This is a genomic window from Streptomyces jumonjinensis (assembly GCF_009600885.1).
Classification (GTDB): domain Bacteria; phylum Actinomycetota; class Actinomycetes; order Streptomycetales; family Streptomycetaceae; genus Streptomyces; species Streptomyces jumonjinensis.
Window position 1 is genome coordinate 256,681 of the sequence record NZ_VCLA01000170.1, and the last position, 22,922, is coordinate 279,602.

Below are 22,922 nucleotides of genomic sequence, written 5' to 3' on the forward strand. Positions count from 1 at the left end.
GGATCCCGCCTCGAACCGGGTCCCGTACCCCTCAGCCGGTCGTCAGCAGGCTGTCGAGCAGCTCGTCCACGGCGTTCTTGATCTGCTCAGGGGTACGGGTGCGGTCGCGGGTCAGATGGGTGATCAGGCTGGGGGCGAACGGTGCGAGGAGGAGATGGGCCAGCAGCGAGGCGTCGGCCGAAGGGCGGAGTTGGCGGATCAGCATCGCCGTATGGGTGTGCAGACCCAGATACGCGCCATGGTGATAGCGGGCCATGGGGGAGGCCGCCTCGCCGGCCAGCAGCAGATCGCGCTGTTCGATGACGCGGTCCGCCAGCGCGTGGAGGAAGGCGCGCAGCCGCTCGCCGGGCGGGGCGCCGGGGCCCAGCGGGGGCGGGCCGGCCATGAACGCCTGCTGGAATCGCTGTTCCCGGTCGTCCAGAAGGGCCGAGAACAGCGCGGAGACATCGCCGAAGCGGCGGGAGACGGTGCCCACTCCCGTTCCCGAAGCGCGGGCGACCGCGTTCATGGTCAGGGCCTCCGGGCCCTGCTCGGACACGATCGTCGCGGCGGCGTCCAGGATCTTGCGCCGGTTGTGCGCCGCGTCGGCGCGCGGGGCGGCGGTCGGCTGCGCCGAAGCGGGGCCGGTGAGGGGGAGGCTCATGGGGTGGCCACCGCTGGAGCCGTCGCTGGAGCTGGGGCCACCGCCGGAGTCACCGCTGGTGTTGGAGCCATCGCTGGGGCTGGGGCTGGAGCTGGGGCTGGAGCTGGAGTTGGTGTGCACTGCGGGGCCTCCGTTCTGCCGGCTCGGCCCTTCTCCCCCCAGGTTAGTGGATAGCTATCCGGTTAGGGCTTGCAGGGCGATAGTTGAATGCTTTACCTTTGTCGAAGCGGATAGCTATCCGCTTCTTCTGCCCCGGATGCCGTTGGAGAGAGGTCCACGATGACCACTGCCGTACCCCCCAAGATCGCTGTCGTCTACTACTCGGCGACGGGGAGCGTGCACCACCTGGCCCAGGCGGTGGCGGAGGGCGCGGAGAAGGCGGGCGCCGAGGTCCGGCTCCGCCGGGTGGCCGAGCTCGCTCCGGACGCCGCCATCGACTCCAACCCCGCCTGGCGCGCACATGTCGACGCCACCCAGGGCGTGGAGCTCGCGAGCCACGACGACCTCGAATGGGCCGACGCCTACGCCTTCGGCACCCCGACCCGCTTCGGCAATGTCGCCTCGCAGCTCAAGCAGTTCATCGACGGCACGGGCGGGCTCTGGCAGCGTGGGGTCTTCGCCGACAAGCCCACCACCGCTTTCGTCAGCGCCGCCAATGTCCACGGCGGCAACGAGTCGACGCTGCTGGCCCTCTACAACACGCTCTACCACTGGGGTTCGCTGATCGTCCCGCCCGGCTACACCGACCAGACCGTGTACGCGGCCAACGGCAACCCGTACGGCACCGCGCACGCCTCGGGCGCCGGTGAGCTGCCCGGCGACAACATCCTCGACGCCGCCCGTTACCAGGGGCAGCGCCTCACCGGCATCACCGCCCGGCTGCTGAACGGCACCCGCGACTGAGACCGGTAGGTCTCCTGGTCGCGGCCCGGGGCGAGCGCTTGCCCTGCCCTCAGCGGCTCCGGCCCCGGCTCCGGCTTCGGGGCGCGGCCACCGCTCAGACCCGCCGGGTACCGGACGGCGCAGCCACCGCCCGGCCTCGCCCGGTCCCGGACGGCGCGGCCACCGCTCGGCCTCGCCGGGTACCGGACGGCGCGGCCACCGCTCAGCCTCGCCCGGTCCCGGACGGCGCGGGTCCCGTCAGATCCGCCGGGTCGGTGTTGGCGCCGCAGAGGACGACCGCGACCTTCTCGCCGGGAGCGGGCGCGTATCCCCGGCCGTCGGTGCCCGCCATGGGCAGCGCGGCCAACGCGGTGGCGCCGCTCAGCTCGGTGACGATACGCCGCTGGTCCCAGAGCGCCCGCCGGGCCGCCTCGATCGCCCGGTCGGGGACCAGCACCGAGAGCGCGCTGGGGTGCCCGGCCGCCGCCAGCGCCATCTCCGAAGCCCGCCGCGCGCCGAGCGCGTCGGCCGCGACGCTGTCCACGGCGACGTCGACCGGCCGCCCGGCGGCGAGCGCGGCGTTCAGCGCACGGCTGTTCTCCGGCTCCACGGCGACGGTGCGGATCCCATGGTGCCGCGCCGCCGCGGCCACCCCCGAGAAGAGCCCTCCGCCGCCGACCGCGACCACCACCGTGTCCAGGCCGGGGATCTGCGCACGGATCTCGTCCAGCAGGGTTCCCGCTCCCGCGGCCACGAACGGATCGTCGTAGGCGTGCCCGCGCAGTGCCCCCGTACGCTCCGCGAACCGGGCGGACGCCTCCGCCGCGTCCGCGTACTCCCCGTCGACCATACGCACCGACGCGCCGTACCCCTCCAGCCCGGCGATCTTGACCGCCGGGGCGCTCGCGGGCAGGAACACCGTGGCGGCCACGCCCAGGGTCCTGGCCGCCCAGGCGCAGGCGAGGCCCGCGTTGCCGCCGGACGCGATGGTCACCCCGGCGTCCGGAAGCGATCCGGCCTCGCGGTGGGCGCGCAGGAAATTGACCGCGCCGCGCGCCTTGAAGCTGCCGGTGTGCTGCATGTACTCCAGCGCGAGCCAGACCTCGCAGGGGTCCCCCGTCTCCGTGCCGTCCGGGGCTCCGCCGGGAGCGGTGCGTACGCTGCCGGGATCCAGCCGGGTCACCGCGACGGGCCGCACACGCCCCTGGACACGGCCTGCCGCCGCCAGGACATCGCCGTAGTCGATCTGCCGCATGAGCTGCTCCGAGAGATGAGAGGCCGATGACATCCGTGGGCCGCGCCCGCCGGATGCCGGTTGTCAGGGAATACGGGTTTCCAGCCTGCCGCATGGCCGGAGAACAGTACGGCCGGGGCAGGTGCACGTGACATCTGTCTCAGTGCGGGGATAGCGCGCGGGTATATCCAGCCGCACCCGTAGCCGCTGAATACACCTCGGCTACGATCAAGGGCAGAGGCTTCGGCTACTCCGTCGCGACCTCGGCAACAGCCGTGCGGTAAAAGGAAATTCGCGCTCCATACGCCCGATTGGCCAACGGTCATGAACGCACCCTTTCCGAAAGTGATGGCTTTCGCCGCGGCGGCTTCGATCGCGCCCTGGGCGGTCGGCGGTCTGCTGTCGTACTTTCTGCCGTACCCCTCCGGGCCGTCGATCGGCGACCGCTGGCAACTCTTCGTCGACGACGCGTTCTCCGACGGGGCGTGGACGTTTGTGCCGCTCACGATCCTGGCGACGATCGCGGTCACCCTGGTGCGTCCCAGCCGGACCTGGTGGGCGGCGGCGACCAGGAGCACCGTCGCCTACAGCGTGGTGCTCCTGGCCGTGAGCATCGCCAGTGCCGTGGTGTCCGGGACGGAGGGGGCCGTCGACTACGGCTTCGTGAGGCTGATCTTCGCGCTGCTCACCCTGCCGATCCCGCTGTGCTTCCTGCTCTCGGCGCTGCTCGCCAGGCGCCTTCTGGGTTTGGCGTCCGAGCCGGACGGCCGCCGTCATCCGGTGGGCCCGGTGCTGGGACAGCGGGACGAGCGTGCCTGACAGGCCGCCGCCGGTGAGGCCGCTCCCCGGCAGCACTGATATCCGCCGGATACAGCCGCAACCGATAAGCCATGCGAACCACCTCGGTCTGCCGCACCGAATTCTCTGTGCGCATATCCGTATGCGCGACGGTCCAATCGTTTCAGAGGGAATGAGCCCGGAGCGGAGCGTTCTCGTTCAGGGGGTGGAAAGGAGCGCTGAAGGCAGGCGACGAGATCTATGTGCTGGGACAGGGACGCGTCATCGTGGCCACATTGACACGCGCGGTGAACGGCCAGCGGTAGAAGTCCCCGCACGGGCGTGCTGCATCCAGGTGTGGAAGGAGACATACCGGCGGCGGCGATCGTCAGCGAACTCCACGCGCTGGGCAGGGTCATCAGCGCCAGCAGCGGCAGCAGCGGCAGCAGCGCGGGGTGCAGCACGGTCAGCACGCCCGCGGCGGCGACCAGCGAGATGGCCGCCGTGATCACCGAGGTGCAGAACCCGATCATCCGGCGCAAGGCCGACGCCGCCCCTCATCCACGCGTAACGGTCAATGCCTCGATGGAGGGGAGAGGCCGGGGGAGCGGTGCACTCCGTCTGCTTCGGCCCGGTAACGCGCCCCCCGGCGCCGCCGGCGCCAGACCGGGATCCCATGACCCCGTCGAATTCCCGCCCCGCCTGTTCCGCCGCGTCATTTCGCGTCCGCGTAGCACTCGACCACCGCCGTCGTAAAGGGAAACCTGACCGGGGTCCGGCCGAACACGATCGCCCCGGCTGTCTCCCCCGCTTCTCCGATCGCTTTCACCACAGCGTCCGCCTCGTCCGCCGGGCAGTGCACCATCACCTCGTCGTGCTGGAAGAAGACCAGCTCGGCCCGCATCCCCGCCAACGCCTGGCGGAGCGCGGCGAGCATCAGCAACGCCCAGTCCGCGGCGCTGCCCTGCACCACGAAATTCCTGGTGAACCGGCCCCGCGCCCGCGCGTTGGACGATGCGTAGCCGGGGGTGAACCCGCTCGCCCCGGAACCTCCGTCCGCGTCCGTGCCCACCCCCATGTCCTGCGGGGCGGCCTCCTGGGGGATGCCCGCCTCGTCGTCATCGCCCGCCCCTTCCGCTCGCGGACTGGTCCGCCCCAGCCAGGTGCGCACCAGCCGGCCCTCCTCGCCCGCCCGCGCCGCCTCGTCCACATACGCCACCGCCGCCGGGAATCTCCGGCGCAGCGCCGCCAGGTTCTTCAGCCCGTCACCCGAGGTCTGGCCGTAGATCGCGCCGAGCAGCGCCAGCTTGGCGTGATCACGGTCGCCCGAGAACGCGCGATCGGAGAGCACCGAGTACAGATCGCCGCCGTGGCCCGCCACATCCATCAGGCCCGGATCGCGGGAGATCGCGGCCAGCACCCGGGGCTCCATCTGGTCGGCGTCGGCGACCACCAGCCGCCATCCCTCGTCCGCGACCACCGCGCGCCGGATCACCTTGGGTATCTGAAGCGCCCCGCCGCCATTGGTCGTCCAGCGCCCCGAGACGGTGCCCCCGGGCAGATACTCGGGCCGGAACCGCCCGTCCCGTACCCAGTCCTGGAGCCAGCTCCAGCCGTGCGCCACCCAGATGCGGTAGAGCTTCTTGTACTCCAGCAGCGGTGGCACCGCCGGGTGGTCGATCTCCTCCAGCTCCCAGCGGCGGGTGGACCGCACCTTCACCCCGGCCTGGGCGAACGCCTTGATCACATCGGCCGGCAGCTCGGGCCGAACCCGCCGGCCGAAGGCCGCCGACACCTCGTCCGCCAGCTCCGCCAGCCGGCGCGGCTCGCCCCCGCCCGCGTACCGCTCGCCCAGCAGCTCCTCCAGCATCCGGCGGTGGACGTCCGCGCGCCACGGCAGCCCCGAGCGGTGCATCTCGGCGGCCACCAGCATCCCCGCCGACTCGGCGGCCGTCAGCAGCCGCAGCCGCCCCGGGTGCTCGGCGGCGTCATGACGGCGCAGCTGCTCCCCGTACACCTCCAGGAGCGACTCCAGCGGGAGCGGCGCCCGCTCCGGCTCGAAGAGCGGGGACTGCGCGCCGGGCTCGGCCGCCCGCTGCGGAGGATCGGACGGCACAGGACTGCGGTGCAGACGAGCCAGCGCCGCAGCGGCCGAACGGGGCTCCCCGAGCCGCCCCTCGTGCCCGAGGAGGAGCTGCTCCGCGACCTCGATGTCGTAACACCGCTCGACGCGGACCCCGGCCGCGAGCAGTCGGGGATGGATCTCGGCGGTGGAGCGCCACACCCACCGCCCCACGCCCGGCCGGGAGCGGACCGCTTCGATCAGGTCCGGCTCCGTCACGAGAGGGCCGGTGGGCAGCCCGTCGGGACCGAGGGGGGCGAGCCGTGCCCCGCCCCCCTCCGCCGCCGCCAGAGCCCATCGACTCCGTCGTTCGTCCATGGATTCGAGTGTTGCAGCCGGGTCTGACAATGCCCCCGGACGCGCCGTTCGTACGCCCGAATCCGCTGGTCGCGGGCTTCGGGCGGGGCTCAGCCGAGCGCGCGGACCACCCGTGCCGGGTTCCCGACCGCCAGCACCCCGGCGGGCAGATCCCTGGGCACCACCGAACCCGCCCCCACGACGGTGTTCTCGCCGATGGTCACTCCGGGACAGACGATCACCCCGCCGCCGAGCCAGACGTTGTCGCCGATGGTGATGGGCTCGCCCCGCTCCCACCCCGCGCGCCTGCGCTCGGGGTCCAGCTCGTGGTTCGGGGTGAGCAGCTTTACATTCGGCCCGATCTGGACATCCGAGCCGATGGTGATGGGGGCCGAGTCCTCGAAGACCGCGTTGAAGTTCACGAACGTGCGGTCGCCGATGGATATATAGGTTCCGTAGTCGCACTGGAACGGCGGGCGGATCCGTACGTCTTCGCCCACCGACCCCAGCAGCTCGGCCAGAATCGCCGCGCGGTCCTCGATCGCCGCGCCTCCGTTCGCGTTGTACGCCGCGCAGAGCGCGAAACGCCGCTGGGAGTCCGCCGCCAGCTCCGGGTCATTGGGCAGATACCAGTCCCCGGCCAGCATGCGGTCCTTGTTCTCGGACATCGAGGGCCTCCCCATCCCTTGTGTCACATGGGCGATTCGGCGATTCGGCGCTGCCGGCTCCCTCTGGCACGCCGGGCCGGCGGAACCGGTGCCGACACATCCCACGTGGGGTCCGCCGAGGAGTTCGATGCATGAGTGAGCGTCATGGTGCCCCCGTCTGAATCTTCTGGTTGGGTGACACCTATTCAGAACGGTCAGCCGTCGCCATCGGTTCCGTTTCCGCTGCCGTTACCGCCCGGTAGCCGCCCGTCGGGCACCTTTGGATCTGTGACCAGGGGTCCGGGATCGGGACTCCGGACGACCGAGGGCTCCGGGGCCGGAGCGCCGCGGCCGGGGCGAGCCTTGAGGGCGGGGGGAGAGGGCCATCGGTCGGATTATCATCCACAGGTTGTGGACAGCCGGACCGTCGTCGTGAGCGTGCCCGCTACGGTGAATGTGTCCGGCGGTGTCCGTGTGCATCGCCCCGGGGTCGGCCGACGGCGGGTCCCGGCCCCGCCTGCGATGATCGAGCCAGGAGGTGAATGATCCGATGGCCACGGTGGATGACGCGCTGGCAGCCGCGCTGTATATGGACGGCGACGCCTCCCTCGACGCGGGCGCGTCCCTGCTCGCCGCCGACCCGGCAGCGGATGCGGAGCTGTCCCGGCGTGGTGAGGAGTATCTGCGCCGTGCCTGGGAGCGCGGCTGGCAACCCGTCGATCTCATACGTCTGGTCCGCCGGGACCTGGATGACCACCATGTGCGGCTGCTGTCCGCTCTGATCACCGCCGAGTCCGCGCGGTACGAGAATCTCGCCCCGCGCTGGCGTGCCCAGCTCGCGGATCTGCATCCGACGGGCTGGAGCGTGGACCGCTTCTCGTATGCGACAGCGGTGCTGGAGCTGTACCGGCTACTGATCCGCCTCCCGTCGATCGAGCCAGTGGGCCCGGTTCCAGGCGCTCCCTTCGTCCCGCAGTCGGGGTACGAGCCCAGGATGCTCTCGCGCATACGGGCGCTCCTGGCCAAGGCCGAGGCGACCGGCTTCCCCGAGGAGGCCGAGGCTCTCACCGCCAAGGCCCAGGAGCTGATGGCCCGTCATAGCGTCGACGAGGCGGCCCTGCCCGGACATGCCCGGGACACCCCGTCCGCCTGTCGCATAGGCGTGGACGCGCCGTACGAGACGGCCAAGGCGATTCTGCTGGACGCGGTGGCCTCGGCGAACCGCTGCCGCGCGGTGTGGAACGGCGCGTTCGGCTTCTCGACGGTGGTGGGGTTCGAGAGCGATCTCGAATCGGTCGAGCTGCTCTATACGTCTCTGCTGGTGCAGGGCACGACAGCGATGGCGAGGGCGGAGGCATCCCAGCGGGCGGGCGGCCGGAGACGTACGAAGACCTTCCGTCAGTCCTTTCTGATGTCGTACGCGGGGCGTCTCGGCGAGCGCCTCGCGGTGGCCGCGGAGAGCGTGCCGGTCGCATCCGACCTGCTGCCGGTGCTGGCGACGAGAGAGGTGGCGGTGTCGGCGCACACGGATGAGATGTTCCCGCGCACGACCTCCACCCGGGTCCGGGGAGTAAGCGACGAGGCGGGCTGGCTCGACGGCCGTGCGGCGGCCGACGCGGCGAGGGTCTCGGAGGATCGTCGTCGGCTGACGGGGTAGCCCACCGGGGTGCGGGGCCGTCCAGTCCGCCGGGCCCGCCGCTCCCCGCTCCGGCTGTCCGCCGGAGCCGCCGCCCGGCCGGAGTCGACGCCCAGCGGGGGTGCCGCGCCCGTCAGGGTCTCCAGCCGCAGACCGGGCGGGGCGGTCACGACGGCGGATCGGTGGATCGGCCGACCTGGCACCGACCTGACCGACTTGGCCGCGATCTGGCACCGTCCAGCCGGACCGCACCCGGGCCGCACCCGGGCCGCGCCCCGTGGCGCCGCCTGCTCCCGCCGTCCTCTGAGAGGAGGGGCTGATGTGAACTGATCACCCAGTTATGACCTAAATATCCCCCACGGGGCTACTCTCACCTCATGACCTGGCTCCGGGCGCTGAAGGACACCGCCCGCTCCGGACTCACCCTTGAACGGAGGCGGCTCGAACCTCTTGTCGCCCTGCGCGGGGCCGCCGGGCTTGCGATCGTCGTCGGGGGAACACTCGCGCTCTTCGGGCCGGTGGTGGCGGTCAGTTCCGCGTTCGGCGCGTTCCAGGCTGCCATCGCCACCTATCAGCGCAGCTGGCGGCCCAGGCCGCTGCTCGCCCTCGCCTCCGGGTGCAGCCTGGCCTTCTCCACCTTCATCGGATATCTCGCCGCCGGGAATCTGCCCCTCTTCCTCGCTCTGCTCGCCGTCTGGACCTTCGCCGCCGGGCTCGCCTGGGCGCTCGGGCCCGCCGTCGGGGTCATCGCCGCGTCGAATGTGGCGATCATGCTGGTGACCATCACCCTGCCCACCTCGGTCGCGGCGGCCGGCGGCCACGCGGCCGTGATCGCGGCGGGCGGGGCCGTACAGGCACTGCTCATCGTGCTGTTCCCGGTACGCCGCTGGGGCGCGCAGCGCGATGCCCTCGCCGACGCGCTCGCGGCCGAGGCGGACTATGCGCGGCGGCTGCGCCAGGACCCGACCACGTCCTTCGACCCGGGCCCGCTGATGCTCGCCCGCAGCGCCGCCGCCGTCTCGCCCCGCCAGGCCCGGCGCCGACCGGCCGAGCTGCACGGGACCCGGGGAGTCGCCGAGCGGATCAGGCCCGTACTGGCCTCCCTCGCCGACCCGGCCGTGGGCGTGCCGCTCGAAGGGCCCGAGCGCGACCGCTGCCGGGAACTGCTCGCCGCCGCCGGGACCGTGCTCGACTCCGCCGCGTCCGCCGTCCGCGACGGCACCCGGATGAGGATCCCGCGGGACGCGATGTCCGCGCTCAAGGCCCCCGACACCCTCGCCATCCTGGACGGCCCGCCCCGGCGGGCGGCGATCCGGCTGGCCGCGCTGATGGACGACGTGGTGGAGACCGCGCGCGGGGAGGGGACCGACGAGGACCCGCACCGTGACCGGCCGCCGCTGCACCGGCTGGCGCCCGGCGCGCTGCGCAGGGTCCGCGCCGGACTCCGGCGCAGATCGCCCGTGCTGCGGCACGCGATCCGGGTCTCCGCCGTCGTCTGCGCGGGCTATCTGCTCGGCACCGTACTGCCCCTCGGACACGGCTACTGGGCCCCGATGACCTCCGTCATGGTGATGCGGCCGGACTTCTCGCAGACCTACGCCCGTTCCGTGGCCCGCTTCGGCGGCACCCTCGTCGGCGTCGGGGTCGCCACCGCCGTGGTGCAGACCGCGACCCCCGGCGTCCGGCTCTCCGGAGCGCTCGCGGTGCTCTGCGCCTTCGGCATGTATCTGGTGATGCGCACGGGCTACGCCGCCGCCAATGTCTGCAACTCCGCCTATGTCGTCTTCCTGCTCGGGATGGGCGGCGAGGACGTGGGGCAGACCGTGCCCGAACGTGTGCTGCTCACCCTCATCGGCGGGCTGCTGGCGATGCTCGCGTACGCCCTCTACCCGGCGTGGGAGACGCCCCGGCTGCGCAACCGGCTCGCCGACTGGCTGAAAGCCGATGGACGGTACGCGGCGGCGGTGATCGACCACTACGCGCGCCCCTCGGACCGGGACAGTCCGGATATCCGCAAGGCGCTGCTGGCCGCACGGGACGCCCGTATCGCCTGGCAGGAAGCGCTCGCGCGGGCCATCCACGAGCCCGTACGCACCCGGGGGCTGACCCGGGCAGGGGCAGAGGCCGCCGAGCACGCCCTCGCCCAGATGGGCCGCAGCGCCATGCTGATGGAGGCGCACCTTCCCGAGCACGGGGCGATCCCCGTGCCGGCCGCCGCGGGGCTCGCGGACGCCCTGCGGAAGGACTCCGAACGCGCCGCCAGAGCCGTACGCGAACGCCGGCCGCTGAAGTGGGACCGGGTCCGCATGGCCCTCGCGCAGTGGGAAGCAGAAGAGCACGCGGTGTTCAGCAGCGGGACCACGCTGCTCGCGGAGGCGCTGGAGGAGCTGACCGACGCTCTGGACGAGGGCGTACGGCGCTGACAGCCATCCGGCGACTCCGGCCGCCGCCGGGGAAGTATGTATACGCAGGGTGGTCCCCGCCGATGAGTGGGAAAGATCGCGCGTCAAGCGGCCGGGGCGGCATTGCGGTGTACGGGGAATGCGGTCGCGTGTACGGGAGGAATCGGGCTCTCCCGCCCGCCCGTCGCCGGACTCCGGCATACCGGTCTGTGCGCCAATGGCGAACCCGTGCACGGGAATTGGGCGATCGTGTGGAGACTGGATCCCGAAGGGCGCGTGAAGCGTCTCTCTTGAAGCGGGGGAGGATTCGGCCCGGGTGATGATCCGGAGCCGTTCAACAAGCCCTTCAGACCGGCGAGATAAGCCCGGACCGGCTGAAATCGACCCTGTAACGGGCCGAGACTGTAACCGTGGGAATACCCCGCGTGCACGTGCATATGCCCGTGCTATCGCTCATGCATTCGCACGTGAAACAGGGCTATGATCCGGGACAGTTGACACATGCACCTTGTAGCCCGGGAGCGACTCGTGCACCACGCGTACAACGGCATGGCGGCCACAGAGCTCCACGGGGTCGTCTGGCAGAAGAGCAGACACAGCAACTCGCAGGGTTCATGCGTCGAGTTCGCCAAGCTGCCCGGAGGGAACGTCGCGATGCGTAACTCGCGGCATCCCGAAGGGCCCGCCCTCGTCTATACGCCGGCGGAGATAGCGGCGATGCTTCTGGGCGTCAAGGACGGGGAGTTCGATCACCTGGCGGCGGGCGGCTGACCCCCGTGGACCCGCCGGTCCCAGCGGGGGCAGAGGCGGGGACGAGGGCTTCCGGCGGCTCGGGCCTGCCGCCGCGCGGCGCGGCGCGGCGCGCGATCATGTCGCCCGAGGGGGCGCTCCACGCGGACAGCGCGGGCAGGGCAGAAGAAGCGGACAAGACAGAGGGAGCGGGCCCGCCCCCCGACAGCCGGGCCCGCTCCCCGGCTCGACGGCCCGGCTTCCGCGCCGGACTAGCTCAGCCTGAACAGCGCCCACACGACTTTGCCGTGCAGCGCCCCGGCGAGCGGATGCCACCCCCAGCTGTCGCTGAAGGAATCCACCAGAAACAGCCCCCGGCCGGACTCCGCCGTGCCCGTGGGGTCGGGAAACGGCGACTCATCGACATGGCCATGGCCGTCGCCGTCGCCGTCGAAGGGGCCCGGGCTCTCCGGGCTCGGGTCGCGCACCGCGCACACCAGCTTGCCCGGCCAGCGCATCAGATGAAGGCGGACCGGAGGGTCTGGTATCTCATGCGCCGACTCCTCGGGCAGTGCGTGCCGCAGCGCGTTGGTGACCAGCTCGGAGACGACCAGGGCCACGTCGTCGAAACGGTCGCCCAGGCTCCAGTCCCCGAGGGTGACCTTGGTGAACTTCCGTGCCCCGCGCACCGCTTCGAAGCGGGCCGGCAGCGAACACGACGCCGAGCTGGAGACCCTTGCGGGATCGATGGGGGGAAGCCCCTGCCGTAATGGCGCGAGCATGGTCGATCCATTCGTTCCCATGCGAGGCACTCCCGGGAAATCGCGGCTGTGACGCTACAACACGAACGAGCACGCAGGTGCGCGAGGACCATGGTTGCCGAATGCGTTGGGCAGATGCAAGGGCAGATGCACGTGCACGCGGTCCGGCTGTCCGGTCTATACCACTTGTTCGGCATATCTTTCCGTGATCTTCTCCCCGCCCTTCTCAAGGGTTTCCCATTTCCGTAACCGACCGAGTACGCCCCGAAGTGTTTTGGTGGCAGAATCGCGCACTTGGGGCGCGGGGGGTGCCTCACTCTGTAGGGAGGTCCACCGAGGGCTCCGCGGCGACGCCGCGGGATACACGGCGGGCCGGGACGAGACGGATGGCGAACGATGGGGAGGGTTGGAGCCGTGACCGCAGGCGAGTCGTGGGCCGAAGGGCCAGGTGGGGGTTCCGTGGTGCGGCGCATCCTGTTGGGCTCGCAGCTGAGGAGACTGCGCGAGTCGCGCGGCATCACCCGTGAGGCGGCCGGCTACTCGATCCGCGCGTCGGAATCAAAGATCAGCCGCATGGAGTTGGGGCGGGTGAGCTTCAAGGCGAGAGACATCGAGGATCTGCTGACGCTCTACGGGGTCGCCGACGAGGTCGAGCGCGGCGCTCTGCTCGGCCTCGCCAAGGAGGCCAATGTCGCCGGGTGGTGGCACAGTTTCGGCGATGTGCTGCCCGGCTGGTTCCAGACATACGTGGGACTGGAGGCCGCGGCCTCGCATATCCGGCTCTACGAGGTGCAGTTCGTCCATGGACTGCTCCAGACCGAGTCATACGCGCACGCCGTCGTGGCCCGCGGTATGCCGAACGCGCCCAAGGCCGAGATCGACCGCCGGGTGGCGCTCCGGCTCAGCCGCCAGAAGGCGCTGGTCTCCGAACGTGCTCCGCAGCTGCACGCGATCCTGGACGAGGCGGCGCTGCGCCGCCCCTATGGCGACCGTGCTGTGATGCAAGGGCAGTTGAGGCATCTCATCGAAGTCTCCGAGCAGCCGAATATCACACTCCAGGTCATGCCCTTCAGCTTCGGAGGTCATGCCGGTGAGAGCGGAGCTTTCGCCATGCTCCGATTCCCGGAATCCGATCTGTCCGACATCGTCTACCTGGAGCAGCTCACCAGCGCGCTGTATCTGGACAAGCGCGAAGAAGTCGCCCAGTACGAGAAGGTCATGAAGCGGCTCGAAGAGGACAGCCCCGACCCGGAGGAGAGCCGCGATGTTCTGCGTGGTCTACTCCAACTCACCTAAAGCAGAAGTATAGTGACGGCGCATCAGACAGAGGCGCTTTGTGAGGTTCTCACGTTCCAGCGTTCCGACGGGTGACGTTCCAACGGGTAAGGAATCGGTTCATATGTCCTTGTTCACCGAGCTGGCCTACCAGTACATCGACGGCGAGTGGAGGCCCGGGAGCGGCTCCTGGGACATCATCGATTTCAATCCGTACGACGGAGAGAAACTCGCCTCCATCACCGTAGCCACGGCGGCCGAGGTGGACGAGGCGTACCGGGCGGCGGAGCGCGCCCAAGTGGGCTGGGGCGAGACCAGTCCGTACGCCCGCCGAGCCGTCTTCGAGAACGCGCTGCGCATCATCGAGGAGCGCGAGCAGGAGATCACCGAGGCGATCATCGCGGAACTCGGCGGCACCCACACCAAGGCCGGTTTCGAGCTCCATCTCGCCAAGGAATTCCTGCGCGAGGCCATTCAGCTCGCGCTCCGACCCGAGGGGCGGATTCTGCCCTCCCCGGTGGAAGGCAAGGAGAACCGCGTCTACCGGCTCCCGGTCGGGGTCGTCGGGGTGATCAGCCCCTTCAACTTCCCCTTCCTGCTCTCCATCAAATCCGTGGCGCCGTCGCTCGCGCTGGGTAACGGAGTGGTCCTCAAGCCGCATCAGAACACCCCCGTCTGCGGTGGTTCCCTGGTCGGCAAGGTGTTCGAGGACGCGGGGCTGCCGCCGGGGCTGCTGAATGTGGTCATCACCGATATAGCGGAGATCGGCGACGCGCTCATCGAGCACCCGATTCCCAAGGCGATCTCCTTCACCGGCTCCGACAAGGTGGGGCAGCATGTCGCCACCGTCTGCGCGGCCAACTTCAAGCGCGCGATTCTGGAGCTGGGCGGCAACAGCGCGCTGATCGTGCTCGAAGACGCCGATATCGACTACGCCGTGGACGCGGCGGTGTTCAGTCGCTATGTGCATCAGGGGCAGGTGTGCATGGCGGCGAACCGGGTTCTGGTGGACCGCCGGGTCGAGAAGGAATTCAGCGAGAAGTTCGTCGCCAAGGTGCGCGCTCTCAAGGTGGGCGACCCGGCCGATCCGGCCACCCATATCGGCCCGCTCATCAACTCCCGGCAGGCGGACGCCGTCACCGCCCTGGTCGAGCAGACCGTGGCGGCGGGCGCGACCGCGCTGCTGCTCGGAGGCTCCAAGGGGAATCTGGTGGAGCCCTCGGTGCTGACCGGCATCGCCGACGACTCGCCTGTGCTGGGCCAGGAGATCTTCGGTCCCGTGGCGCTGATCGTGCCCTTCGACGGGGAGGACGAGGCGGTCAGGATCGCCAATGACACCCCGTACGGGCTGAGCGGGGCCGTGCACACCGCCGATGTGGAGCGCGGGGTGCGGATCGCCAAGCGGATCAACACCGGAATGATCCATATCAATGACAGCACCGTGCACGACGAGCCGATCGTGCCCTTCGGCGGTGAGAAGCACTCCGGCAGCGGCAGGCTGAACGGCGAGTCGATGATCGAGGCGTTCACCACCCAGAAGTGGATCTCGGTGCAGCACGGCCGTTCACGATTCCCGTTCTGAGCGTTCCCCTTCGGATGCCGTTCCAGCGCACGGACCCTTGAGGACAGAACCTGTCCTCAAGGGTCCGTAGCGTTTGCGGTGCCAGAAGGAGGGCGGGAGCCTCTCCTTGAGCCTGGAATCGGTCTGGAAGGGCGGACACCATGGTCACTCACGTTCCCGCGGAGGCCCACGGCGATGAGCGAGGGGCGCTGCTCTCCTTCGTCGAGGCCCAGCGCGGCGCTCTCCGCCGCTCGGTCCTCGGGCTCACCGAGGAGCAGGCCGGAAGTCTGCCCAGCGCGAGCGAGCTCTCCCTGTCGGGGCTGCTCAAGCATGTCGCGGAGACAGAGCTGAACTGGCTGCGGCTGGCGCAGCGGATGCCCAATGAGAGGGCGCGTACGCAGGAGACCTGGGCCGACAGCTTCCGGCTGGTCGACGGCGAGACGGTGGCGGAGACCCTGGAGTTCTGGGACTCGGTCGTCCGGGAGACCGAGCGGTTCATCCACGCCCTCCCCAGCCTGAACGACACCTTCCCGCTGCCGGAGGCCCCGTGGTTCCCCAAGGGGGAGGTCTCGATGCGGTGGCTGCTGCTGCATCTGCTGGAGGAGACCGGGCGGCATGCGGGGCACGCGGACGTCATCCGGGAGTCGCTGGACGGGAAGACGGCCTTCGAGCTGGTGGCACTGGAGCGGGGGGAGAGCTGGTAGCCGGACCGAAGGCACCCGGCCGGCCGGCCGGGCGCGGCTCCCCGGGCCGCTCCGGGGCCCGGCTCGGGGCCGCCCGGTCAGCCCTGGTCGGTCCGAGCTGAGTCGCTCAGCCCCGCAGTTCCGCGAGCCTGGCCAGGCCGTCCCGTACCACGTCGCGCTCCTGCTCCGTCAGCTCGATCCCGGCGGCCCGCTCCAGCAGTTCCCCCGCCGCCGCCGTGTCCCCCAGCCGCTGGGCGATATCGGCCCGCAGGACCAGCAGCCGCAGATGCTGTACGGGTGTCGGCCGCTCGTCCGCGAGGCCCAGCACCCGGTCGATGATCTTCGCCGCTCCCGGCAGATCCTCCTTGGAGTCCACGAACAGATCCGCCATGTGCAGTGCGCGGGCGAAGGTCTCCCGGGGCGCGGGCCGGTGGCTCTGGTCCTCGGAGACGGGCTGCCCGACCCGGATGGAGTTGCCGCTCGGGTCCGTCATCAGGAACTGCCGCATCCCGTAGGACATGTCCTTCAGGGGCCCGATGCGCGGCAGTCCGCGGCTGGGCGCCCTGCCGTACGCCGCCTTCAGGCCGGCGCGGAAGGTCTCGTACAGCCCGTCGACGTCTTCGGTGGTGATGTAGCAGCCGGAGTACGACTGGGCCGGGTCGTACTCCTTCATGCCGAGGAACTGGAGCTCGACGGGGCCGCGCTCGACGACCACGTACGGATAGGGGCTCTTCTGGTGGAAAGTCGTCTCAAACCCCAGAGCGGTGTAGAAATCGATCACTGACTGCATCAACTCTGTCCGACACGGCAGGAGCGGGATCGTCTTCTCGGTCATGGCGGCAGGGTAGTCAATATTGATTACCATAGTCAAAGTGGAATAGACGGGAGTTCCGGCCGATGTCAGCGATCCGTCTGCTGGTCCTCGGAGCCGTACGCCAGCACGGCCGGGCGCACGGCTACCAGGTCCGCGGCGACCTTGAGTTCTGGGGCGCGCACGAGTGGTCCAACGCCAAGCCGGGCTCGATCTACCACGCCCTGAAGCAGATGGCGAAGCAGGGACTGCTCCAGGTCCACGAGGTCGCGCCGTCCACGGCCGGCGGACCGCCGCGTACCGAGTACGAACTCACCGCCCAGGGCTCCGACGAATACTTCCGGCTGCTGCGGGAGGCGCTCACGGCCTGGGACCAGAAGCTGGACGTGCTGTCGGCGGCGGTCGGCTTCATCGTCGACCTCGACCGCGCGGAGGCCGTGGAGCTGCTGAAGGAGCGGGTCCGGGGCATGCGGGAGTGGCGGTCCGCGGTGACCTCCTACTACCCGCCGGGTCAGGGGCCCGAGTCGCTGGGGCACATCGGCGAGATCATGAACCTCTGGGCGTCGTCGGCGGAGTTCGGGGCCGAGTGGACGCGCGGGCTGATCGAGCGGATCGAGGCCGGGGCGTATGTCTTCGCGGGCGAGGCCGGGGAGAATGCGCCGACGACGCCGCAGTGAAGACACCTCCCGGCGGGACCCGGGACCCGGGACCCGGGACCCGGGAGCCGCATCCGCGTTCAGTGGATTTCAGCGGATTTCAGTGGTGGAAGGCCGTGGCCGCCGCCCTGTCCCCGGCCAGGGGGTGCTGCTGGCGGCGCAGTTCGGGGAGGAGCTGCTCCAGGTCCTCCATCAGCAGGGCCGCCAGATCGGCGGAGAAGCCGTTGCGGCAGACCACCCGGAGTACGGAGAGGTCCTCCCGGTTCTTCGGGAAGGTGTAGGCGGGCACCAGCCAGCCCTGTTCGCGCAGCCGCCGGGAGACGTCGAAGACATCGAAGGCGGTGACCCCGGGGGCGGTGGTGAGGGCGAAGACGGGCAGCTGGTCGCCGTGGGTGAGCAGCCGGAAGTCCCCGAGGGCCGCGAACTTCTCCGCGAGGCCCATGGCCACATCCCGTGAGGTCTGCTGGACGGCCCGGTAGCCGTCCCGCCCGAGCCGCAGAAAGGTGTAGTACTGCGCGACGACCTGGGCTCCGGGCCGGGAGAAGTTGAGGGCGAAGGTGGGCATGTCGCCGCCCAGATAGTTGACCCGGAAGACCAGCTCATCGGGGAGCTCCGCCGCCGTCCGCCACAGCGCCCAGCCCACCCCGGGATAGACCAGACCGTACTTGTGCCCGGAGGTGTTGACCGAGGAGACGCGCGGCAGCCGGAAGTCCCAGACGAGCTCCTCGTCCACGAAGGGCGCGACCATCGCGCCGGACGCCCCGTCGACATGGACGGGGACGTCGAGCCCGGTGCGTTCCTGGAGCGCGTCGAGGGCCGCGCAGATCTCGGCGACCGGTTCGTACGACCCGTCGAAGGTCGAGCCGAGCACCGTGACGACGCCGATGGTGTTCTCGTCGCAGAGTTCGGCGGCGGCCTGCGGATCGAGATGGAAGCGCTCGCCCTCCATCGGTACGAGCCGGGCCTCGACCTCCCAGAAGGTGCAGAACTTCTCCCAGCAGACCTGCACATTGACGCCCATGACGAGATTCGGCCGCGCGCTCGCCGGATAGCGGTCGGCGTTGCGCCGGGCCCAGCGCCGTTTGAGAGCCATGCCGGCCAGCATGCACGCCTCGCTGGAGCCGGTGGTGGAGCAGCCGACGGCGGCGGCGGGGTCCGGGGCGTTCCACAGGTCGGCGAGCATGGCCACGCACCGGCGTTCCAGCTCGGCGGTGCGCGGATACTCGTCCTTGTCGATCATGTTCTTGTCCTGGCACTCGCCCATGAGGACCCCGGCCTGCGGCTCCATCCAGGTGGTGACGAAGGTGGCGAGATTCAGACGGGAGTTGCCGTCGAGCATCAGTTCGTCATGGACGAGCCGGTACGCGGTCCTGGGCGGCATCGGGCCGTCCGGCAGCCGGTGGGTGGGCGGCGCGGAGGTCATTCCGCCGATCGGGTCGGCCTCCCCGTAGAAGGGGTTGAGGGAGAGCCGGCGCAGTTCGTCGGAGGCGCTCTGGGCGCTTTCCGATCCCCGGTGGAGTGGCATCCGCTCTCGCCGCCTTCCGCGTACGGGGCATCGCCCCGGGTTTCAGGGTCATATGGATGGCCGGGACCCGCAACGCGGACGGGCCGTCCGGGGTGAACCGGGCGGCGCGGGGCTCAGGGGTCTCGGATGCGGTGTGGAGGTGTGCGGTGTGCGGTGTGCAGTGCGCGTCGTACGGCATACGGCATACGGCATACGGCATACGGCATACGGCGTACGGTGTGCGGGCCTCAGGCGCGCGGGGCGATCAGCACCGCCGTACCGTACGCGCACACCTCGGTGCCCACGTCCGCCGCCTCCGTCACATCGAAACGGAACATCAGCACCGCGTTCGCGCCCCGGGCACGGGCCTGTTCGACCAGGCGGTCCATCGCCTGGTTGCGGGTCTCCACCAAGGTCTTGGTGAGGCCCTTGAGTTCGCCGCCGATCATCGACTTGAGCCCGGCGCCGATCTGGCTGCCCAGATGGCGGGAGCGGACCGTGAGGCCGAAGACCTCGCCGATGACCCGTTCGACCCGGTAGCCGGGAACGTCGTTGGTCGTGACCACCAGAACGTCCGCGTGCGGGCCTTGCCCACCGCCGTAGTCCTCGATGCCCATCTTCGTCCGCCTTCCTCCTGAAGCCTTCGGGAGACAGCTTTGTCCCAGGGCGCGCGCAGTGCATCCTGAGGGGACCGGCGACCGCCGAGAGCGGTTCGCGGTTCGCCGTTCGACCGATCTACGACTCAGGAGCACGGACCTCGTGACTACCCTTGCGCTCGGACCGAGCTGGCTGGACCCCGACTATCTGATCGGCACCTTCGGGCTCATCGGGGTCCTGGTCATCGTCTTCGCCGAGTCCGGACTGCTCATCGGGTTCTTTCTGCCGGGCGACTCGCTGCTGTTCACCACCGGCCTGCTGGTGACTACCGGAAAGCTGGACGATCTGCCCCTGTGGGCGGTGTGCTCCCTGATCGTGCTGGCGGCCGTCGTCGGCGACCAGGTCGGCTATCTCTTCGGCCGCAAGGTCGGTCCCGCGCTCTTCAAGCGCCCGGACTCCCGCTTCTTCAAGCAGGAGAACGTGGAGAAAGCGCACGACTTCTTCGAGAAGTACGGCCCCAAGTCGCTGGTCCTGGCGCGCTTCGTGCCCATCGTCCGGACGTTCACGCCGATCATCGCCGGTGTCAGCCGGATGAACTACCGGTCGTTCATCATCTTCAACGTCATCGGCGGGGTGCTGTGGGGCGCGGGGGTCACCCTGCTGGGCGCCGCCCTCGGCAAGATCGCGTTCGTGCATGAGCACATCGAGAAGATCCTCATCCTCATCGTGCTGCTCTCGGTGCTGCCGATCATCATCGAGGTGCTCAGGGCCCGCTCGCAGGGCAAGAAGGAAGCGGCCCGGAGCGGCGGGGCGGACAGCGACCCGACCCCGCCGGCGCAGCGCGGACGGCACGCCAAGCGCTGAGCGGCCTCCACTCCCGGAAGAGCCGAAGAAGAAGCCCTGAGAGAGCCCCGGTCAGGCCAGCAGGCCAGCCGCCGGCAGGCTCCCCGGGGCCTTCCCGAAGGTTCTCAGAAACCTCTGGTGCGCTTCGCCGCCCGGCGCGGTTCCCCCGAGGGCGCCGCGCCGCCCGGCACCCCGATGAACAGCCGGGCCGTCTCGCCTCCCAGGTTGACCCCGATCGCGATGGCCAGCGCCAGCGCGGACGCCTTGGAGAGCGAGGCGAGCCCCGCGTTCAGATCGCCCTGCGCTATCGCCAGCAGCCCGAAGTAGGTCGCGCTGCCCGGCAGCAGCGGCCCGATCGCCGCCGTGACATACGGCAGCGCCGAGGCGAAGTGGTAGCGCGAGAGCATCTGCCCGAAGAGGCCCACCAGACCCGCCGCCGCCGCGGTCGCAGCCACCGGCTCGACGTCCGCGGTATTGGCGAGCGCGCCGTAGACCGTCCAGGCGACACCGCCGTTCAGGGTCACCAGCCATACCGTCTCCCGCTCCTGCTGGAGCAGTACGGCGAAACAGAGCGAGAGCCCCATGGCGGCCAGCAGCTGGGTCAACGGTCGCTCCACCGCCTGCACCGCGGTCTCCGGGGTGAGGACCGCGCCGAGGGTGACCCCCAGATAGAGCACGGTCAGCACGCCGATGACGATGCCGACGATCAGATAGCCGACTTCGAGGAGCCGGGCCGCCGCGGTGATGTAGAAGCCGGTCAGACCGTCCTGGACGCCCGCGACCAGCGCCCGCCCCGGGATCAGCGCGAAGAGCCCGCCGGTGATCACCGCGGAGGCGCGTACGTCCAGCGGTGAGAGGACCAGCGCCACACCCATCGCCGCGGGAGGCATCGCCGCCGCCACGAACTGGTAGAACTCCGGCAGCCCGCGGCCCGCGCAGAGCCAGGCCAGCCGGTCGCCGAGCATGGCGCTGATCGCCGCCGCCAGGAACACCAGCACATCGCCGCCGACCAGCACCGAGGCCGAACCGGCCAGCAGCCCGCCGGCCGCCGTGAGCGCCCAGCCGGGGTAGGGGTGCCGGTTGCGGCGCATCTCCGCCAGCCGGCGGTAGGCGTCCTCCAGCGAGACCCCGGTCTCGGGGGTGCTGATGTCGTGGACCAGCCGGTAGACCGCCGCCAGCCGGGTGTAGTCGGTGCCCCGACGGCGTACGGTCCGGTTCGCCGTCACCGGGTCGTCCACCAGCGAGGGCTGGTACGTGATCGACAGCAGGGTGAAGGTCACGGTCGGCTCGCAGCGGTCCAGCCCGTAGGAGCGGGAGATCGCGAACATCGCGGCTTCGACGTCCTCGGCGCCCTCGCCGCCCGCGAGCAGCAGTTCGCCGATACGCAGGGTCAGGTCGAGGACCCGGGGCACGGCCGGGCCGCCCTCTTCGGGCTTCTGCACCGCCTCGGGCACCGGGCGCTCGCCCACCGGCATCCGCAGCATGGTCCGCATCCGGTCCTGCCAGGGCGCCTCCTTGGTCAGCCGGACCGTGGGCAGGCCCTGCGCGGGGGTGAAGGCGGGCGGGGAGTGGCGGGCGCTGTAGGTGCTGGGCGGGGCGAAGGCGGAACCTTCCTGCTCGGGCGGGGCCTCGGGAGCGGCGCCCGGCGGGAGGGCGAACTCGGACGTCGGCTGGTCCTCTTCGACGGCCTCGGGAGGCTCGACTCCGGCCGGCGCGGTGAAGGCGCTGCGGGTCTCCTCGGACGGCGGCCTGCGGTCCTCCGGGGCGGGGCCCGGCGGAAGCTTGGGCTGCTGGGGGCGCACGAGGCCCCCGGGGGTCTCCGGCTCCCCGGACTCCCCGGCGGGCTCCTGGTCCTCCGGCTCCCGGTCTTCCGGAACCTCCGGTTCCGCCACCACGTGCTGCCCTCGCTCCCTCTCGTGTCGCCGGTGTCAGCTCAGTATGTGCGTGGACATGGCGACGTACGACTCCGGGATCTTCTGCCCCACGCACCGCGGGCGGGACACCTGTGAAAGGTGTCCCGCCCGCGGTGGACCGCTGATGCCGCTGAAATGCCGCCGGGTGGCGTCAGTGCGCGCCGCCCTGCGCCTCCAGGCGCTTGTAGGAGGCCTCGATCTCGGCCTCGGCCTCGCTGCGGCCGACCCAGTTCGCGCCCTCGACCGACTTGCCGGGCTCCAGGTCCTTGTAGACCTCGAAGAAGTGCTGGATCTCCAGGCGGTCGAACTCGGAGACATGGTGGATGTCCCGCAGGTGCTCCACACGCGGGTCCGAAGCCGGAACGCAGAGCAGCTTGTCGTCGCCGCCCGCCTCGTCGGTCATCCGGAACATGCCGATGGCACGGCACTTGATCAGGCATCCGGGGAAGGTCGGCTCATCGAGGATGACCAGGGCGTCCAGCGGGTCGCCGTCCTCACCCAGGGTGTTCTCGACAAAGCCGTAGTCGGCCGGGTAGCTGGTCGAGGTGAAGAGTCGACGGTCCAGACGGATGCGACCCGTCTCGTGGTCCACCTCGTACTTGTTCCGCGAACCCTTCGGGATCTCGATGGTGACGTCGAACTCCACGGGTGGCTCCTCCATGATCAACACATACATCCGGTGGTGCTGTGTCCTTCCGGGAGCAATCCCCGGACCCCCGGTCGAATGGTCGCTGGCGGCGACCGGGGTGCCGTGCACACGGCAAGACGCAGTTCTGGTGATTAAGTGTCTCTCACGCAGGTGTGTGATCGCGAAAGGGGCTGGTGCAAGGTGCCTGTGATCAGAACGTGGCAGCTCACAGCGGGCGCGACGGCCGTGGGACTGGCACTCGCCGCCGGGGCGGTGGCCGTGGCCGGCCCCTGGGATTCCGGCCAGCGCAGAGCCGAACGG

At 70.4% G+C, this 22,922-nt stretch carries 20 protein-coding genes and 1 pseudogene; 10 read left to right on the forward strand and 11 right to left on the reverse strand.

Annotated elements, in window-relative coordinates; genetic code table 11:
* Positions 1-31: 31 nt before the first annotated feature.
* The gene (locus tag FF041_RS25960; RefSeq protein WP_153525078.1) at positions 32-643 is read right to left on the reverse strand and encodes a TetR/AcrR family transcriptional regulator; all 612 of its coding nucleotides are present in this window, start codon (positions 641-643) and stop codon (positions 32-34) included.
* Positions 644-922: 279 nt separating this feature from the next.
* On the opposite strand from FF041_RS25960, the gene wrbA reads away from it, so the two are divergent.
* Positions 923-1,546, forward strand: coding sequence for an NAD(P)H:quinone oxidoreductase (wrbA, locus tag FF041_RS25970; RefSeq protein WP_153525023.1), 624 nt, complete (start codon positions 923-925; stop codon positions 1,544-1,546).
* A gap of 202 nt (positions 1,547-1,748) precedes the next feature.
* Here wrbA and FF041_RS25975 read toward each other — a convergent pair whose 3' ends face one another.
* Positions 1,749-2,780, reverse strand: a complete 1,032-nt coding sequence (locus tag FF041_RS25975; protein ID WP_153525024.1) for a serine/threonine dehydratase — start codon at positions 2,778-2,780, stop codon at positions 1,749-1,751.
* Positions 2,781-3,083: 303 nt separating this feature from the next.
* On the opposite strand from FF041_RS25975, the gene FF041_RS25980 reads away from it, so the two are divergent.
* Positions 3,084-3,578 carry a hypothetical protein gene (locus FF041_RS25980; RefSeq protein ID WP_153525025.1) on the forward strand — a complete coding sequence of 165 codons (495 nt, stop codon included), beginning with the start codon at positions 3,084-3,086 and terminating at the stop codon, positions 3,576-3,578.
* Between the two features lie 288 nt (positions 3,579-3,866).
* On the opposite strand, the pseudogene FF041_RS39390 reads toward FF041_RS25980, so the two are convergent.
* The 3 genes and pseudogenes from FF041_RS39390 to FF041_RS25995 form a co-directional block, all read right to left on the reverse strand.
* A pseudogene (locus tag FF041_RS39390) lies at positions 3,867-4,093 on the reverse strand (ABC transporter ATP-binding protein); the annotation flags it as partial.
* Between the two features lie 158 nt (positions 4,094-4,251).
* Positions 4,252-5,976, reverse strand: a complete 1,725-nt coding sequence (locus FF041_RS25990) for a bifunctional 3'-5' exonuclease/DNA polymerase (RefSeq protein WP_153525026.1) — start codon at positions 5,974-5,976, stop codon at positions 4,252-4,254.
* Positions 5,977-6,065: 89 nt separating this feature from the next.
* Positions 6,066-6,623, reverse strand: a complete 558-nt coding sequence (locus FF041_RS25995) for a sugar O-acetyltransferase (protein ID WP_153525027.1) — start codon at positions 6,621-6,623, stop codon at positions 6,066-6,068.
* Positions 6,624-7,152: 529 nt separating this feature from the next.
* Between FF041_RS25995 and FF041_RS26000 the strand changes: the two genes are divergently transcribed.
* The 3 genes from FF041_RS26000 (at position 7,153) to FF041_RS26010 (ending at position 11,411) form a co-directional block, all read left to right on the forward strand.
* Positions 7,153-8,259 (forward strand): DUF2786 domain-containing protein, encoded by a 1,107-nt coding sequence (locus FF041_RS26000; protein WP_153525028.1) that lies wholly within the window; start codon positions 7,153-7,155, stop codon positions 8,257-8,259.
* A gap of 356 nt (positions 8,260-8,615) precedes the next feature.
* Positions 8,616-10,661, forward strand: a complete 2,046-nt coding sequence (locus FF041_RS26005; RefSeq protein WP_153525029.1) for an FUSC family protein — start codon at positions 8,616-8,618, stop codon at positions 10,659-10,661.
* Between the two features lie 507 nt (positions 10,662-11,168).
* Positions 11,169-11,411, forward strand: coding sequence for a DUF397 domain-containing protein (locus tag FF041_RS26010; protein WP_323370966.1), 243 nt, complete (start codon positions 11,169-11,171; stop codon positions 11,409-11,411).
* A 230-nt stretch (positions 11,412-11,641) separates the two neighbouring features.
* On the opposite strand, the gene FF041_RS26015 is transcribed toward FF041_RS26010, so the two are convergent.
* Complete coding sequence (locus FF041_RS26015) at positions 11,642-12,172, reverse strand: ATP-binding protein (protein ID WP_153525030.1); 531 nt, start codon at positions 12,170-12,172, stop codon at positions 11,642-11,644.
* 372 nt (positions 12,173-12,544) lie between these two features.
* Here FF041_RS26015 and FF041_RS26020 point away from each other — a divergent pair, with 372 nt between their 5' ends.
* The 3 genes from FF041_RS26020 to FF041_RS26030 all read left to right on the forward strand — a co-directional run bounded on the left by FF041_RS26020 (position 12,545) and on the right by FF041_RS26030 (position 15,670).
* Positions 12,545-13,426, forward strand: a complete 882-nt coding sequence (locus FF041_RS26020) for a helix-turn-helix domain-containing protein (RefSeq protein WP_407698193.1) — start codon at positions 12,545-12,547, stop codon at positions 13,424-13,426.
* A 103-nt stretch (positions 13,427-13,529) separates the two neighbouring features.
* A complete protein-coding gene (locus FF041_RS26025) occupies positions 13,530-14,987 on the forward strand; it encodes an aldehyde dehydrogenase family protein (protein WP_153525032.1) in 1,458 nt (485 codons plus the stop codon).
* Between the two features lie 140 nt (positions 14,988-15,127).
* Positions 15,128-15,670 carry a DinB family protein gene (locus FF041_RS26030; RefSeq protein ID WP_153525033.1) on the forward strand — a complete coding sequence of 181 codons (543 nt, stop codon included), beginning with the start codon at positions 15,128-15,130 and terminating at the stop codon, positions 15,668-15,670.
* 106 nt (positions 15,671-15,776) lie between these two features.
* Here FF041_RS26030 and FF041_RS26035 read toward each other — a convergent pair whose 3' ends face one another.
* On the reverse strand, positions 15,777-16,484 hold the full coding sequence (locus tag FF041_RS26035) for a bleomycin resistance protein (RefSeq protein WP_153525034.1): 708 nt from the start codon (positions 16,482-16,484) through the stop codon (positions 15,777-15,779).
* Positions 16,485-16,546: 62 nt separating this feature from the next.
* Between FF041_RS26035 and FF041_RS26040 the strand changes: the two genes are divergently transcribed.
* Positions 16,547-17,137, forward strand: a complete 591-nt coding sequence (locus tag FF041_RS26040) for a helix-turn-helix transcriptional regulator (protein WP_153525035.1) — start codon at positions 16,547-16,549, stop codon at positions 17,135-17,137.
* A gap of 79 nt (positions 17,138-17,216) precedes the next feature.
* Here FF041_RS26040 and FF041_RS26045 read toward each other — a convergent pair whose 3' ends face one another.
* On the reverse strand, positions 17,217-18,641 hold the full coding sequence (locus FF041_RS26045) for a glutamate decarboxylase (protein WP_153525036.1): 1,425 nt from the start codon (positions 18,639-18,641) through the stop codon (positions 17,217-17,219).
* A gap of 227 nt (positions 18,642-18,868) precedes the next feature.
* The gene (locus FF041_RS26050) at positions 18,869-19,237 is read right to left on the reverse strand and encodes a YbjQ family protein (RefSeq protein ID WP_153480146.1); all 369 of its coding nucleotides are present in this window, start codon (positions 19,235-19,237) and stop codon (positions 18,869-18,871) included.
* A gap of 142 nt (positions 19,238-19,379) precedes the next feature.
* Between FF041_RS26050 and FF041_RS26055 the strand changes: the two genes are divergently transcribed.
* A complete protein-coding gene (locus FF041_RS26055; RefSeq protein ID WP_323370965.1) occupies positions 19,380-20,081 on the forward strand; it encodes a DedA family protein in 702 nt (233 codons plus the stop codon).
* Between the two features lie 104 nt (positions 20,082-20,185).
* Here FF041_RS26055 and FF041_RS26060 read toward each other — a convergent pair whose 3' ends face one another.
* On the reverse strand, positions 20,186-21,955 hold the full coding sequence (locus FF041_RS26060) for a threonine/serine exporter family protein (RefSeq protein ID WP_407698194.1): 1,770 nt from the start codon (positions 21,953-21,955) through the stop codon (positions 20,186-20,188).
* A gap of 169 nt (positions 21,956-22,124) precedes the next feature.
* A complete protein-coding gene (locus tag FF041_RS26065; protein WP_323370968.1) occupies positions 22,125-22,619 on the reverse strand; it encodes an inorganic diphosphatase in 495 nt (164 codons plus the stop codon).
* Positions 22,620-22,922 lie beyond the last annotated feature (303 nt).